This is a genomic window from Verrucosispora sp. WMMD1129 (genome assembly GCF_029581255.1).
In the GTDB taxonomy this organism is placed as follows: domain Bacteria; phylum Actinomycetota; class Actinomycetes; order Mycobacteriales; family Micromonosporaceae; genus Micromonospora; species Micromonospora sediminimaris.
Genome location: NZ_CP120741.1, coordinates 5970523 through 5984762, shown reverse-complemented (window position 1 = coordinate 5984762; position 14240 = coordinate 5970523). Strand labels below are relative to the sequence as shown.

Annotated in this window: 12 protein-coding genes; 7 read left to right on the top strand and 5 right to left on the bottom strand. The window is 70.8% G+C overall.

The window, feature by feature from the left end:
- Positions 1-25 precede the first annotated feature (25 nt).
- Together O7624_RS27800 and O7624_RS27795 are read left to right on the top strand one after the other, a co-directional pair.
- Positions 26-1126 carry a monodechloroaminopyrrolnitrin synthase PrnB family protein gene (locus O7624_RS27800; RefSeq protein WP_282237929.1) on the top strand — a complete coding sequence of 367 codons (1101 nt, stop codon included), beginning with the start codon at positions 26-28 and terminating at the stop codon, positions 1124-1126.
- Between the two features lie 26 nt (positions 1127-1152).
- Positions 1153-3291 (top strand): SAM-dependent methyltransferase, encoded by a 2139-nt coding sequence (locus O7624_RS27795; RefSeq protein WP_282237928.1) that lies wholly within the window; start codon positions 1153-1155, stop codon positions 3289-3291.
- A 21-nt stretch (positions 3292-3312) separates the two neighbouring features.
- Here O7624_RS27795 and O7624_RS27790 read toward each other — a convergent pair whose 3' ends face one another.
- Genes O7624_RS27790 through O7624_RS27775 form a run of 4 tightly spaced genes read right to left on the bottom strand, consistent with a single transcriptional unit; the run spans position 3313 to position 7021 of the window.
- On the bottom strand, positions 3313-4575 hold the full coding sequence (locus O7624_RS27790) for a DUF1116 domain-containing protein (RefSeq protein WP_282237927.1): 1263 nt from the start codon (positions 4573-4575) through the stop codon (positions 3313-3315).
- A complete protein-coding gene (locus O7624_RS27785; RefSeq protein ID WP_282237926.1) occupies positions 4556-5068 on the bottom strand; it encodes a biotin/lipoyl-containing protein in 513 nt (170 codons plus the stop codon). Before O7624_RS27785 ends, O7624_RS27790 begins: the two co-directional genes overlap by 20 nt.
- Positions 5061-6065 (bottom strand): transketolase C-terminal domain-containing protein, encoded by a 1005-nt coding sequence (locus tag O7624_RS27780; protein WP_282237925.1) that lies wholly within the window; start codon positions 6063-6065, stop codon positions 5061-5063. The genes O7624_RS27785 and O7624_RS27780 overlap by 8 nt, the downstream gene beginning before the upstream one ends.
- On the bottom strand, positions 6062-7021 hold the full coding sequence (locus O7624_RS27775) for a thiamine pyrophosphate-dependent dehydrogenase E1 component subunit alpha (protein ID WP_282237924.1): 960 nt from the start codon (positions 7019-7021) through the stop codon (positions 6062-6064). Before O7624_RS27775 ends, O7624_RS27780 begins: the two co-directional genes overlap by 4 nt.
- Before the next feature lie 682 nt (positions 7022-7703).
- Here O7624_RS27775 and O7624_RS27770 point away from each other — a divergent pair.
- Genes O7624_RS27770 through O7624_RS27750 form a run of 5 tightly spaced genes read left to right on the top strand, consistent with a single transcriptional unit; the run spans position 7704 to position 12385 of the window.
- Positions 7704-8609, top strand: a complete 906-nt coding sequence (locus tag O7624_RS27770; RefSeq protein ID WP_282237923.1) for an LLM class flavin-dependent oxidoreductase — start codon at positions 7704-7706, stop codon at positions 8607-8609.
- The gene (locus O7624_RS27765) at positions 8606-9217 is read left to right on the top strand and encodes a class I SAM-dependent methyltransferase (protein ID WP_093408974.1); all 612 of its coding nucleotides are present in this window, start codon (positions 8606-8608) and stop codon (positions 9215-9217) included. Before O7624_RS27770 ends, O7624_RS27765 begins: the two co-directional genes overlap by 4 nt.
- Entirely contained in the window at positions 9214-10215 is a 1002-nt protein-coding gene (locus O7624_RS27760) for a thiamine pyrophosphate-dependent dehydrogenase E1 component subunit alpha (protein WP_282237922.1), read from the top strand. Before O7624_RS27765 ends, O7624_RS27760 begins: the two co-directional genes overlap by 4 nt.
- Positions 10212-11165 (top strand): transketolase C-terminal domain-containing protein, encoded by a 954-nt coding sequence (locus O7624_RS27755; RefSeq protein ID WP_282237921.1) that lies wholly within the window; start codon positions 10212-10214, stop codon positions 11163-11165. Before O7624_RS27760 ends, O7624_RS27755 begins: the two co-directional genes overlap by 4 nt.
- Positions 11162-12385, top strand: coding sequence for a pyridoxal phosphate-dependent aminotransferase (locus O7624_RS27750; protein ID WP_282237920.1), 1224 nt, complete (start codon positions 11162-11164; stop codon positions 12383-12385). Before O7624_RS27755 ends, O7624_RS27750 begins: the two co-directional genes overlap by 4 nt.
- 43 nt (positions 12386-12428) lie before the next feature.
- On the opposite strand, the gene O7624_RS27745 is transcribed toward O7624_RS27750, so the two are convergent.
- Positions 12429-14219, bottom strand: a complete 1791-nt coding sequence (locus O7624_RS27745; RefSeq protein WP_282237919.1) for a condensation domain-containing protein — start codon at positions 14217-14219, stop codon at positions 12429-12431.
- Between the last annotated feature and the right edge of the window lie 21 nt (positions 14220-14240).

Sequence of the window (14240 nt, the reverse complement as noted above, 5' to 3'; positions counted from 1 at the left end):
GGATCCGCGTGGGGGAAGGATTCACGTGCACCGCAGCGCAAATGTGGATGTGATCTCCGAGGAGCACAACGAGCAGGTCAGAAGGCTCGACCCGTTGCGGTTGGACAGCGAGCTTCGGATGTTGCCCAGGTTGAACAGGGCCGCCGATGTCGCCGCGTTGGCACGGGTGCTCGGCGCTGCGCTTCCCCCGGCGGAGAGCATCGCGGCCTTCACCACCGCGGAGTGTCTCGCCGCCATGCGTGATCTCGGCATGTATCTCGGCAGCCTGCAACGGCACGGGGTGTCCGCCTTCGACGCCGTGCCGGGCGCGACCAGGTCATTCCAGCTGCTGGGCCAGCGTACCGGGATGATTCCGCGGGACACGGTGTACCACTACACGTCGTGGAATCCGACGGGTGAGCGGGAACGGCTCTACACGGGGCACCCGATGGAACGCAGCCTGATCAACGCGGTACGCACCTGCGTGCCGAACCTCGCCCACGCGGTCGATGTCGGACGCTCGCTGATGCAGGAGGACCCGGCCGCGCCCGTCCACGCGGAGCGGATCGCGTCGCTCGCCGCGCAGATCGCGGTGGCGGACACGGTCATGAGCGGTATCCAGGCGAGCGTCACCCCCGAGTTCTTCGCGCGGGTGCTCAGACCGTTCTACGAGGACGTCCGCGTCGCCGGCCGCGCCTACATGGGACCGGCGGCGGCCCACATTCCGATCTTTCTCATCGACCTGCTCCTGTGGGCTTCGGACCGAGGAAGCCCGGGATATCTGCAGTTCTGCCGTGAGGTGTCAGCGCAGACCCTGCCGCAGTGGCGGGAGCGGTACGCGGAGTGGGCGAACACGCCATCCATCACGTCCCGCGTCGTCGCGGCCCTCGGAACCGCCGGCGCACGGTCCGCGGACGAGATCGTCGAGGCCAGTGCGAGGAGCCTGCGGCGAGCCCTGCAGACCCTCACGTCGTTCCGCGGAAAGCATCTGGTGATGGCGCGACGCGCCTATCAGGAGGAACTCCGACTGTATGAACTGGGCAGTGGCGGCGGGAGTGTGGGGCTCCTAGAGGAGATCCTCGCCCTGACAAGACAGAACCGCGCCCTGCTCAACGCCACCGCTGCGCAGCGGGTCCAACTGCCGTGACGTACCCGGAAGGTAGGACGCTGACGATGGAGATCACGATAGTGGGGGCCGGGGTCGCGGGGCTGGCCACCGCGCTCAGCCTGCACGCGGCGGGCTTCGACCGGGTCACGGTCTTCGAGGCGGAGCCGGACCTGCGTCCACACGGGCTCGGGCTCAACATTCTGCCCAACGCCGTGCGGGAACTCGCCGAACTCGGGCTGCTCGACGAGTTGCAGCAGCACGCGGTCCGCACCCGGGAACTGGCGATGTACAACACCCGTGGGGATCTCGTGTGGCGCGAGGATCGCGGCACTCAGGCGGGTTACCGATGGCCGCAGCTTTCGATCTCCCGTGCCCGGCTCGTGACGGTTCTGGCCGACGCGGTACGACTGCGCCTGGGTGACAGGGCCATCGTCACCGACGCACGGCTCGTCGGCCTGCACAGCGAGCCGGGTCGGACGTACGGGACCTTCATGGACCGGGACGGCACCACGCGTACGGTCGACACCGGGCTTCTCATCGGCGCGGACGGCATTCACTCCGCTGTCCGGGCGACGTTCTACCCGGCCGAGGGACCGCCCCCGGCCAACGGCATGACGATGTACCGAGGGACCGCCTGGGGCCGCCACTTCCTGACGGGCAGCACGATGGCGGTGCTCGGTGACGACCGGCGGCGACTCGTGCTGTATCCCATCGACAGGGACAACGCCACGAACAAGTCCCTGATCAACTGGGTCGCCGCCTTCCCTGACGACGAGGCCGACCCGTTGCCGCCGCACGATCGCACGGACGCCGCCGAGCGGCGGGCAGCCGTACTGCGCCAGTTCGGCAGCTGGGCGCCGCCGGGAGTGGACCTGCCCCGCCTGCTCGACGACACGGCGGACGTCCAGCGGTACCCGATGATCGACAGAGACCCGATCCCGCGCTGGAGCTTCAACGACGTGACGCTTGTGGGCGACGCCGCCCACGCCATGTATCCGGCCGGGTCCAACGGGGCCACCCAGGCCATCGTCGACGCCCGGGTGTTGTCGTGGCACCTGGCGACCCACGCCGATCTGGGCAGCGCCCTGCGCGCCTACGAGGACGAACGCCGCCCGCAGATGACCGAGTTGCAGCACGCGAACCGCTCCCTGGGGCCCGAGAAGGTGATCACGCTCGCCCACCAGCGGGCACCGCACGGGTTCACGGATGTGCGGGAGGTCTTCAGCGAGGCGGAACTCGCGGAAATCTCCCGCAGCTATGCCCGGACCGGCAGGTTCGATCAGGACTGGGTCAACTCCCGACCGTCGCTGGGCGTAGCTCGGCAGCCCGGCAAGAGCGCGGGTACCAGCACGGGGGCGGCGGACCTCGCCGGGCGCAACGACGAGTCCAGGGCGGTGAAGGAGACCGGCTTCATCACCGCCGTCATCAGAGCCATGGAGCACGACCGCCCCGACGCCTACCTGGTGGACCGGTACGCCAGGCTGTTGAGCACCCCGGTGTCCCGGAAGATGACGGAGGCGGCGCTGGCCGCCGGCGGCACCGTCGGGTCCGTGATCGTCCGAGCCCGGTTCGGTGACATCGCGCTTCAAGCGGCGGCCGACGCTGGCATAACCCAGGTGGTCTGCCTGGCGGCCGGCAGTGACACCCGGGCATGGCGACTGGATCTTCCCTCGCGTACCCGGTTCTTCGAGGTCGACCTGCCGGGCCAGTTGGAGACCAAGGAGCGGATGTTGGAGCCGGTCCGGGACCGGCTCGTCTGCCGTCGGGCCTCCCTCGGCGCCGATCTTCGGCATGACACGTGGCCGCAGCAGTTGCGGGCAACCGGCTACGAACCGGCCGAACCCACGGTCTGGATCATCGAAGGGCTGCTTCCCTACCTCGAGATCGAGGATTTCACCCGGCTGATCGGGACCGTGCGGAAGATGTCGACGCGCGGTTCGGTACTGCTTGTCGACGCGCCGCACACCGACTACTACACCGATCCGGCCAACGAGACGTTTCTGGCCTTCATGACGTCACGGGGATCCGCGTTCCAACTCGGCTTCGACGACCTCGGCGACTTCCTGCGCCACCAGGGCTGGACGGCGGAGGCATACACGCTGCGGCAGCTCTACGCGGGCGAGTGCTCGTGGCTGCCCGCGCCGCCCGAGCGCCTCTGCCCGCCCCGGGACCATCACTGGGTTGCTCGCGCCCAGCTCGACTGAGCAGCCTCACCCCGACCGACCTCAACGCCAAACCGATGACGGCACTCCCCTGGCCGCACCGAGCACGGCCGCAGCCTCGCGGAACGGTGCGGTCGGCAGGTCCGCGATGCCGCCACCGATCTGGCCGACGCCGGGCCGTCGGTGCACGATGCCGGTGTTTACCGACGGACCAAAGCCGGCACGCGCCGCCCGATGCACATCGATGCCGGTGGCGACGCCCCGGAAATCGTCGCCGGGCAGCCTGAACCGGTCCCCCGGCTCGACGGTGATCTCGCGCATCCGGGCGGTGTGCCGCGCGACGTCCGCCGCCGACCAACCAAGCTGCGCGGCGACCACGGGGCTGGCGGCAAGCGCCACGGCGCCGAGACCCACGACCTCCATGACGAAGGAGTCACCCGCGATCGGGTGGGCGTCCGCCGGGCGGTACCCGTCGAAGAGCACGACCTCGCCCACCGGCGCCTCGGTGACGAACCACCGGTCGCCGGTACCGCTGACCCGGACGCCGAACTCGTTCCCGTTGGAGGCCAGCGCGGTCACGATCGGACTGCGATCATGGCCGTGTGCGGTGTCGGCGAGCAGGCGAGCCGCGGGTGTGGCGAACGCCCCGAACAGGTGCAGGTTGGCGCGGCACCAACGGGCCACGCGGGCCACGTCCGGGCCGGACATCTGGCGACCCAGTAGGGTGGCGAAGACCTGGGTCAGTAGCAGGGAGCTGCCCGCTACGGTGCGGGCATGGCACTCGTCGCCACGGCGCAGGGACTCGGCCATGATGCGGGTCACGTTGATCGGTGTCAGCCGGGCGACCTGGTCGAGCACCGGTACGACGACCTGGCCGATCCACCGGATCTGGTCGAGTACCTGCTGCTCGTGACAGCCGAAGCGCAGGCACGCGCCAGCGCCGTTCTCCAGCGGACCGAACGCCTGCCGCCCGTCGGCGTCCGCCACGACCACGACCGGCATGGACGGCGACAGCACCCCCGTCATCGGCACCACGGCACCCACATCGACCGACGGCAGCAGCCGCACCTCGCGGCGGTCGATCAGCCGCTCGGCGGCGGCGGGGCTGTCGGCCTCTTCTTCGAGAAGCAGTGCGCCCACGATGGCCGACCGCATCGGCGCCGGCGCGTCGGCGATGTCCAGCGGCGGACCGGGGTGCAGGAAGGTGCGGCGATCCAGCTCGGCGCAGACGGCGCCGGCGAGGTGCGCTCCGGCCAGGTTGGCCTGCACGCTCTCCCAGCCGGGGAACGGCTGATCCGGGCCGTGGTCAGCGGGTGGGCCGGGCATGGCCGTCCTCCTGCGAAACCGCGGTGACCTCCGCTGCGTCGAGCGGCGGCACGACCGGACCGGCCAGCAGAGCCGCCACGTCACTGCGACGGATCAGCGCGCGGCCCAGCATGGCCAGATCCTGTTCGTCGATGCCGTGTTCCCGCATGAGGGCCCGCGCCGGTTCCGTGATCACCAGGGCAGCGGGCGCGACCCGTGGGGCTTGCGGCGTACGGTCGGCCTCCTCGCGGTCCGGGCCGGCAACCGGCGGCGGCGCCTGCGACGGCGGCGTCAGTACCGCCACGACCTGACCCGGCCGGCAGTCGGCGCCGGCCGGCAGTCGGCGGCTCAGCACCCCGGTGTGCTCGGACACCAGGTCCTCCAGGGCCTTCGACGTCTCGACCGTCGCCACCGTCGCGCCGCTCTGCACCGTCGCGCCGTCGTCGACCAACCATTCGACCAGCACGTACGAGGCGTCGTTGGTGTTGAGCCGGGGGATTCGGATATCAGCCATTGACCAGCTCCTTGACGGCGTGCCGGATCGTGCCGCTCTGCACCAGCACCTGTCGTTCCAGGTGGGCTGCGGCGGGAATGATGCTGTCGAGCGAGTGGATCAGGCGGATCGGTGCGGCCAGGGTGCCCCACAGGGATGGATGCAGAGCCGCTGCGACCTCGGCGCCCCACGTACCGCCGGCGGTGCTCTCCTCGATCACCGCCACCCGCCGCGCCGGCCCCGTCAAGCTCAGCAGGGGCGCCCGGTCCACCGGGTAGAGCCGGGACACGACAAGCAGCTCGGCCACGATCTCGTCGTGCAGAAGCAGCTCACGCAGCGCCTCGACGGCGCGGTGCACCAGCGCGCCGGAGGTGATGAGCACGCAGTCCGGCGGTACCGGGTCGTGCAGGCGGATCCGGGCCACGCCGTCGGTGAGCTCGTAGCCGAAGAGGTCGTCCACCATGCCGTCGGTGAACATGCGTTCGCCGTAGAGGACCTTGCCCTCGAACAGCACGGCGGGCACCCCGTCATCGAGCATCCGGGTGAGCAGCGTGTGGTTGTCGTGCAACGGCGACACCTCGTAGAGCGCCAGCCCGGGTACGCCGACGAGATGTTTCTGCGGGGTCTGGCTGTGGGTCGGCCCGTACCCGCGATTCCCACCGGTCGGGCAACGCACCACCAGGCGCAGGGGCAGGCGACGGCCGTACATGGCGGTCGACTTGCTGGCGAAGTTGACCAACTGGTCGAAGGCGAGCGTGACGAAGTCGGCGAACATGATCTCCGCGATGGCGGTGTCGCCGGCCAGGGCCAGCCCGCTGGCGACACCCACCAGCGCACCCTCGCTGATCGGTGTGTTGCGGACCCGGTGGGGATACCGGGTGGAGAGCCCCCGGGTGACTTTGAAGGCACCACCGTACGGATCGCAGACGTCCTCGCCGAGCAGCATGGCCCGCTCGTCCTCGGCGAACAGCCGGTGCAACGCGGTATTGAGATCGCCGGCCACCCGGGGGGCGGTCACCGTGGGCTCCACGCCGTCAGCGGCCGGGCCAGCACCTCGGCGACGATCCGTTCGACCCGCCGCGACTGCTCCGCGTCGATCCGATCGAACTGCTCAGGGTGCCCGGCCGCGTACCCGGTCGCCCAGTCCGCCGCGCGGACCGCACGCAACTCGGCCGGCGAGCGGGAGTCGTCGCCCTTGCTGTGCGGGCCGAGGCGATGGGTGACGAACTCGACGACGAACGGCCGTGACGCGTGGCGCACCTGCTCCACCAGCGGCCGCAGGGCCGCTCGCAGCCGGTTCACGTCGGTGTCGGTGAACCGCTCGTACGCGATGCCGAAGGCCGCCGCCCGGCCACCGATGTCGCCCGCCATCTGCTGCACGGTCGGCGTCGACTGGGCGATGCCGTTGTTCTCCGTGACGACGAGCAGCGGCAACTCCCACCGGGCGGCGATGTTCAGAGCTTCGTAGACCACACCCTCGCCCCAGGTGCCGTCACCGGTGTAGACGCAGGCGAGCGCTCCCGGGGTGGACCGCTTGAGGTGCAACGCCACGCCCGCGGCCACCGGCAGGCTCTGCCCCTGCACGCCGGTGGAGAGGAACCGTTCGCGGAGCAGGTGCTGGCTGCCGCCGACACCGCCGCAGACAGCACCGGCGCGACCGAGCAACTCGGCGAGCAGGCCCTCGGGGTCCGCGAATCTGGCCAGGTAGTGGCCGTGGCCCCGGTGGTTGCTGAAGATGTGGTCGTCGTCGCGCAGCAGGGACGTCAACGCCACGGGCACGTACTCCTGCCCGAGACAGGTGTGTGTCGTGCCGTGCAGGAATCCCTGCTCGAAGAGTTTGAGCAAACTTTTCTCGAAGTGCCGAATGAGCAGCATGGCGGACAGGTCCGCGTCCGACAGTCGGCTGCGCGACGGTGGGCCGGCGCCCTCGTCGAGCACCGCGGTGGTATTGCGCGACCGAGCATTGTTGATCATGCGCCTTCGTTCCCCCGTCGGCGTGAAAGCGATCTGGCAAAGCGCGCGCGACGTCCGATGATAGCGGCTGGATTCGTAAAGTGTCGCCGGCCGCAGTGCGGACCGGCCGGCGCGCGGGCTCCCGGACGACAATAGCCATCCCGTCAAGGCAGCGGGATGGTCCACTATGGTTTTCCGTGGTCCCGGGCCGTTGTCGAGATAGGCGCTTCTCACTGCGCGGGATGCTGGTTGACGACCCGGCGCTAGCCACGGTTCCATCATCGAGGCGTCACGACCGACTGTCACGGCGTCACACCGGAGGCTCAACAGAGACAGGTGGCCACCTTCTTCAGGCGACACCACACCGGTCGTTCAACGGGGGATTCAAATAGCACACATCGCGTACGCCCATGCCGTCGCACCACAATTGGCGACCGCATCGAGGGCTTGGTCAGCAACTGCGCAGAAGTGACGTCAGGTGCGTTGACGCGTGCCCTGACGACAATGTTGTGCGAACTGAACTGACGCTAAGTTAACAATTCGCGTCGTCGGTCGCCACGACACGGGAATGACACCGCGACCGCCGTCGGGAACGGCCTGCCGCCGTCTGGTTCTGCCATATTCGTGCCGGCTGGTGGGGTGTGCCGTGCGCCTCGACCGCGGGACAGGAGCACTCGATGAGTCGGTCCACCATCCGTACGCGATGGCGTACGCCGTGACGGCCGCCCAGCTGAATTTCGGCTTCAAGGTCGCACAGCAGCTCATCAGCTGGTCGCAACTGCAACGGCTCTGGTCCGCCGCCGACGCCGACGGCGAATGGCGGGACGCCTGGCTCTACGACCACTTCCAGCCGGTGAACGCCGCGCCCGACGGCAGCTGCCTGGAAGCGTGGACCCTGCTGGCCGCCCTGGCGACCCAGACCGCACGACTACGGATCGGCGTCCTCGTCACCGGGAACGTCTACCGGCATCCCGCCGTGCTGGCGCACATGCTCGCCACCGTCGACCACGTCTCCGCCGGGCGGGTCGAGTTCGGCTTCGGTGCGGGCTGGCACGCCGAGGAATGCCGGCGGCTCGGCATACCCCTGCCCGCTCCGGCGGAACGGCTCGCCCGTTGGGACGAGGCATGCACCGTCGTGCACCGGCTCTGCACCGAGGACACCGTCCACTTCGCCGGCCGGTACTACCAGGTGGAGGGCGCCGGTCTCAATCCGCGCCCGAGCATCCGGCCCCGCTTCGTCCTCGGGGCCTCCGGACCGCGCGCCCTGAAGGTCGTGGCCCGGCACGCAGACGTCTGGAACGTGGCCGACGGCCAGGTCAGCACCCTGCGTCAGGGCCGGGACGTGCTGGCCAAGCACTGTGTCGACAGCGGACGCGACCCTGCCGAGATCACACTGTCGGCGCAACTGCACGTGGCCGCCGGGGACCTGCTCGCGGCCCGGTTCTGGACGGCGCGGCTGGTGGCCGCCGGGGCCCGGCACGTCGTGTTCAGTCTGCCGCCCGACGCGTCGCCGACCCTGTTGCGCCGGCTGGTGGCCGAGGTCATCACCCCGGTACGAGACGAGTGGCACGCGAAATCCCGTCCCGACCCGTCGGAGGTGGCGCCATGACGACCCGCACCGCGGTGCCGCCCCGGGTGCGCCGCGCCCTCGCCCGCGCGTCCGAGCACGGCTTCCACGGTGCCTGCGAAGACCCGGTGGGTCCGCTGCTGGCGACGTTGGCGGCAGCGGTCCCGCCCAACGGTCGGATCCTGGAACTGGGCACCGGTACGGGGGTCGGCACCGCGTGGCTGGCCGAAGGGATCGACCGGCGCGACGACGCCCGGCTGGAGACGGTCGAGCTGGACGAGTCCCTGGCCGCAGCCGTGCGCGCCGACGACTGGCCGACGAACGTCGTGATCCACACGGGTGACGCCGAGGCGTTGCTGCCCACGCTGGGCCGGTTCGACCTCGTCTTCGCCGACGCCGTCGCCGGCAAGTGGACCGGCCTCGACCTGACGATCGACGCGCTGGCGCCCGGCGGGTTGCTCGTCGTCGACGACATGGACCTGGGGCGCTACACCGACCCCGAACACCGCGCCGCGGTGCTGCGGGTGGAACGGACGCTGACCGACGACCCCCGGCTCGTCACAGCGCCGATCCCGGCCGGCACCGGCCTGATCATCAGCACCCGACGACCTGACCTTCCGCACGACAGCCGAGATGAGGAGACCCCATGACCACGGCCGTCGCCCCGGCCAGGAGCGCCGAACCGGCCGCGCCGGACCCGGTCGCCATGTTCGCCAGCATGGTGCTGATCCGGGTGTTCGAGGAGCGGATGATGGAGCTGCGCACCGCCGGTGAGGTGATCGGGCCGGTGCATCCGTACGTCGGCCAGGAGGCCATCGCCGTCGGGGTGTGCGCGGCACTGACCCAGGCGGACTCCCTGGTCAGCCACTACCGGGGGCACGGGCACGCGATCGCCCGCGGGGTGGACCTCGACGCCCTCACCGCCGAGCTGTTCGGCCGAGCCGCCGGGCTGTGTGGCGGTAAGGCAGCCGCGCTGATCAGTGACAGCCGAACCAATCTGCTGATGTCCAGCGGCATCGTCGGCGCCGGCGTACCCGTCGCCGCCGGCGCCGCCATGGCCGCCCAGGTACGCGGTGAGCCGGCGGTCAGCGTCGCGTTCATCGGTGACGGCGCCCTGGGCAGCGGCGCGGTGCACGAGACCCTCACCATCGCCGCCGTGCAACGGCTGCCGCTGGTGATCGTGTGCGAGCACAACGGGTACCAGGCCGGCAACCGCACCGAGGAGGTCTATCCCGAGGTGTCACTGCTACGCCTGGCCGAGGCACACCGGGTCCGCGCGGTGGGGATCGACGGCAACGACGTGGCCGCGGTCGCGACGGCGGCCCACGATGCCGTGCGACTCGCCCGGGGCGGCGGGGGCCCGACGTTCATCGAGGCGCGGACCTACCTGACCCGGTTCCACCTGCAGTTCGAGCGCCCTTCGCCGGAGGTGCGGCCATCGGACGAGATGGCGGCGTGGCGGGCGCGGGATCCGATCGACACCGCACGACAGAGCCCACCCCTGCGGGACAGGCTGTCGGACGCGGACGTCGAGGCCATCTGGGAGCGAGCCCGCGAGCGGGTCGAGCGCGCCGTCGAAACCGCCCGCAGCTCCCCATGGCCGGCACCGGAGGAAGCGGCGACGCATGTCTGGGCGGAGGAACCGTGAACGAAGTCGGTCTGCTGGATCTCGTCCTCGAAGAGGAGTTCACCCGGGATCCGAACCTGGTGTTCCTGGCCACCAACTCACCGGCGTCGCTGCGCCGACGATTCGGCTCGGACCGGGTGCGCATCTGCGCGATCTCCGAACAGGCGATGACCGGCATGGCGGTCGGCGCGGCAATGAGCGGCCTGCGGCCGATCGTCGACCTGAACCGGGCCTCGTTCGCCATGCTGGTGATGGACCAACTGGTCAACCACGCCGGCCGGATGCACTATCTCTCCGGCGGCCAGTACCGGGTGCCGATGATCGTGACGTCGGCGACCCGCGGGCGGCAGCAGCTCGGCCCGCAGAACGAACAGTGTCCGTACGGCATCTTCATGCAGACACCGGGTCTCGCCGTGGTCGTACCCGGCTCGTTGCGGGACGCGTGCGCGTTGCTCCGCGGCGCGACGCGGTGGCCCGGCCCGGTCCTGTACTTCGTCGCACCGGAGCTGAACCGTCAGCGGGGGCTGAGTGCCGCGCTCGCCGCCGCTCCGCTGCGCTTCGGCGAGGCCGCGCACCTGCGTCACGGCGACGCGGCCACGATCGTGGCGATCGGTGGCGCCGTCAAGGTCGCGTCGGACGCGGCCGACGCGCTCGCCGCCGACGGCGTGCACTGTGACGTCCTCGACCCCCGCACGCTGGTCCCGCTGGACACCGCGGCGTTGGCCGCATCGGTCCGCCGTACCGGGCGACTGGTCTTCGTCGACGACGGCCCGCGCTCCGGTGCGCCCGCGCAGATCCTGTCCCGGCTGCTCGACGAGCCCGGGGTGGCGGCTGCGGCCGGTGGGCGGATCGGGTACGTGTGCCAGCCCGACGTTCCGGTGCCGTCCGCTCCCCCACTGGAAGAGACGATGTGGCCGACCGAGGGACGCATTCGCGCCGAGGTACAGCGGGTGCTGGGCGAGCCGGAATGACCGAGGCCCTGCGTACGCTGGCAACTCCACCGCCAGCGTCCCGCGTCGTATCCGCGCAGCCTCCGCTGCGCAGTCTGCTGCGGCACTCGGCGTTCGCGGTGCAGCATCAGGCGGACGAACTGGCCGCCACCGGCCGGGACGTCATCCACCTCGAACTCGGCGAGCCCGACCTGCCGACGGCGGCCCACATCGTGTCGGCGATGGTCAGCAGCGCGCGTGACGGTTGGACGCACTACACGGCCCCGGCCGGTGACCCGGAGATACGCCAGCACCTCGCCGGACACTACGCGCGGCTGCTGCGGATGCCGGTGGCCGCCGAGCAGGTGCTGCTCGTGCCCGGCAGCAACATGGTCCTGCACTTCGCCCTGCTGACCCTCGTCGCTCCCGGCGACGAGGTGCTGCTCCCGGATCCAGGCTTTCCGGTCTACGCCGAGCTGGTGCGGCTCGCCGGCGGGGTGCCCGTCAGTTATCCGCTCCGCGGTACGGCCGGCTTCGCCCCCGACATCGCTGAACTGGCCGCCCGGGTCACCGCCCGGACCCGCCTGCTGGTGGTCAACTCACCACACAATCCCACCGGAGCCGTCCTGCTCCCGGAGACCGCCCGGGAGCTGACGGACCTCGTCCGGCGGCACTCCTTCTACGTGCTGCGCGACGAGGCGTACCGGGGGTTGAACTGGACCGGTGTGGACACCGACGCCCTGCTGGCCGAGCTGCCGCCGGAACGCGTCATCGTCTCGGAGACACTGTCGAAGAGCCATGCCATGTGCGGCTGGCGGGCCGGGATCATGGTGGCTCCCCCACACCTCGCCGCCGACTTCGCGGTCCTGATGACCAACACGAACTGCTGCATGCCGGCGTTCGTCCAGCGGGCGCTGCCCGCAGCGCTGACCGCGCCCGAGACGGCCAGCTGGTCGGCGAGGTACGCCGCCGAGTACCGCGCCCGTCGTGACCTCACCGTCACCCGGCTGCTCGACATGCCCTCGGTGCGACTCACCCCGCCGATGGGCGCCTTCTACGCGTTCCCCGACATCAGCGACACGGGCCTGCCGGACGTGGTCTTCGCGCAGCGGCTGCTCGCCGAGACGGGAGTCGCCGTCATGCCGGGCAGCAGCTACGGCCGGCACGGCAGGGGCCATGTCCGGCTGTCGTTCACCCAGCCACCGGACCGCCTGACGGACGCGCTCGACCGGATGCACCGGTTCCTGGCGGAACTGGCGTGACGCCGGGGCCACGGCCGTTCCCCCGGTCGTGGCCCGAGGTTCTTCAGCGACCGTCGTCTGCGGCAACCCAGGCCGCGCGACGAACCGCAGGATCGACCGAGAGCCGATCGGTGGGGCCGTCGACCCGCCGTCCCGTTCCCTCGGCGAGCACCGGGCACTTCTCCCACGCCAGCCGGTCGTCCGGATCATCCGGCCCGTGGGCGCACCGGACGTAGCGGGACGGTGCGCGAACATCCGTCCGCTCGCCGAGCGCGGCGACGAACGCCTCGTGCAGGTCGTGCAGGTCGCCGTCGGGCGGCCCGGCCAGATAGCCGACCAACCCGGAGCCGGTCGGGGCCGGATCCTCGGCCAGGAAGACCCCACCCACGGTGGCGTCGGGCAGCAGATCGCGCCAGAGCGCGCGAGTGCCGGCCAGATCGACCCATCCGTCGGGGCCACGCACCCAGTCCGGGCCGCGCACGACCGACGGCACCCCGATGGCCTCGGAGGTCAGCTCTGCGGTGAGGTCGTCGGTCGCCGCTGCGATCACCACCCGTTCGATGCCGTGCAGCAGTGCGACGACGTCCTCCGTCGGCACGTACGCGGTGTCACAGAGCATCGACAGCCGGGTCGCCGCGCCGGCGGTGGCCACGGTCAGGAACACCCGGGCATCCATCAGGTCCCAACCGCCGGCCGGCTCGATCCTCGTGCTGGCGGCCAGCCGGCGTATCGTCCGCTCGTCCGCCGGGTCGGTCGGCACGGCGGACGAGACGCCGTCGCGTACGTCGTTGAAGTAGACGCCGATGCCGAGGACCGCGCCACGCGCGAGGTGCTCGGCGGCCCTCATCCGCCAGGCCGCCTCGGGATCGTAGTAACCGAACCGGTACGCGCCCACGCCCGCAAGGAAGGTCCGCCGGACGATCCGCGCGAAGGAGTCCTCAGCCAGATCGACCCGGACGATGCCGTCTCCGGCGACCGTGGCGACCAGCCGTTCCCGCTCCGTGTCGCGGTTGGCGCAGATGAGCTGCACCGGCACGACGTCGTGGCCGGTGTACCGGCCCAACACGAGAGCCTGCGCCGCCAACAGCACCGCCGACGAGGTGACCCGCAGGCGTACGGCGGCAGCCGCGGCGGCGGCGGTGACCGCCTCGCTGTACATGATCGTCCGGCGGAATCGGGGTGACCCGGTGTGGTGGGTGCGGTAGTCGAAGATGGAGGCGGGAATGTTCCGGAGCGTACGGGCCCAGTGCCGCAGGGCTGTCTCGCTCGTGGCGTGCCCCGCCTCGGATCGCTCGTACGCGGCCTGGTCGACGGGCTGGCGTTCGGGAAGCGGCGGCCGTCGCCCGGCCAACAGCTCCGCGAGATCCGCCATGACCAGCTCGGCACCGGTGTGGTCGACGGCCAGATGACTGAACACCACCGCCACGAACCGTGGTCGGTCAGCCTCGGTCAGCACCGCGATCCGTACCGGCCACTCGTGCACCGGCAACACGAGGCCGGCGAGTTGGTACATCCGTGTCCAGGCAGCCGCGTCCGCCGAGGCGTGCCCGGCGGTGGACAACGGCTCCACCGCGACCGGCAGCTCGCCGGAGCCCTGCACCGTCTGCCGCAGGGTCGAGTCAGCGAACTCGAACACCGTCCGCAGCGTCTCATGCCGGCGAAGCAGTTCACCGAGTGCGTCGGCGACGTCGGTCAGACCGCACCGCTGCGGCACCGGCAGAACCCGCCCCGCGTTGAAGTACGGATCGTGCTCCCCCATGAACTGGATGCAGGACCAGATGGCCCGTTGTCCCCAGGTCGCTTCCGCCTCGACGGTCCGTTCGTCCGTCACCCGGACGAGAAGGGAGTTCGGCATCTTGTCGTCCCCCCGTGCAGC

Excerpts from the sequence above, each read along its gene's own strand:
- O7624_RS27775 (WP_282237924.1), bottom strand. The coding sequence starts at position 7,021 with ATGATCAACAATGCTCGGTCGCGCAATACCACCGCGGTGCTCGACGAG.
- O7624_RS27785 (WP_282237926.1), bottom strand. The coding sequence starts at position 5,068 with ATGGCTGATATCCGAATCCCCCGGCTCAACACCAACGACGCCTCGTAC.
- O7624_RS27760 (WP_282237922.1), top strand. The coding sequence starts at position 9,214 with ATGACCACGGCCGTCGCCCCGGCCAGGAGCGCCGAACCGGCCGCGCCG.
- O7624_RS27745 (WP_282237919.1), bottom strand. The coding sequence starts at position 14,219 with ATGCCGAACTCCCTTCTCGTCCGGGTGACGGACGAACGGACCGTCGAG.
- O7624_RS27765 (WP_093408974.1), top strand. The coding sequence starts at position 8,606 with ATGACGACCCGCACCGCGGTGCCGCCCCGGGTGCGCCGCGCCCTCGCC.
- O7624_RS27750 (WP_282237920.1), top strand. The coding sequence starts at position 11,162 with ATGACCGAGGCCCTGCGTACGCTGGCAACTCCACCGCCAGCGTCCCGC.
- O7624_RS27770 (WP_282237923.1), top strand. The coding sequence starts at position 7,704 with ATGGCGTACGCCGTGACGGCCGCCCAGCTGAATTTCGGCTTCAAGGTC.
- O7624_RS27795 (WP_282237928.1), top strand. The coding sequence starts at position 1,153 with ATGGAGATCACGATAGTGGGGGCCGGGGTCGCGGGGCTGGCCACCGCG.
- O7624_RS27790 (WP_282237927.1), bottom strand. The coding sequence starts at position 4,575 with ATGCCCGGCCCACCCGCTGACCACGGCCCGGATCAGCCGTTCCCCGGC.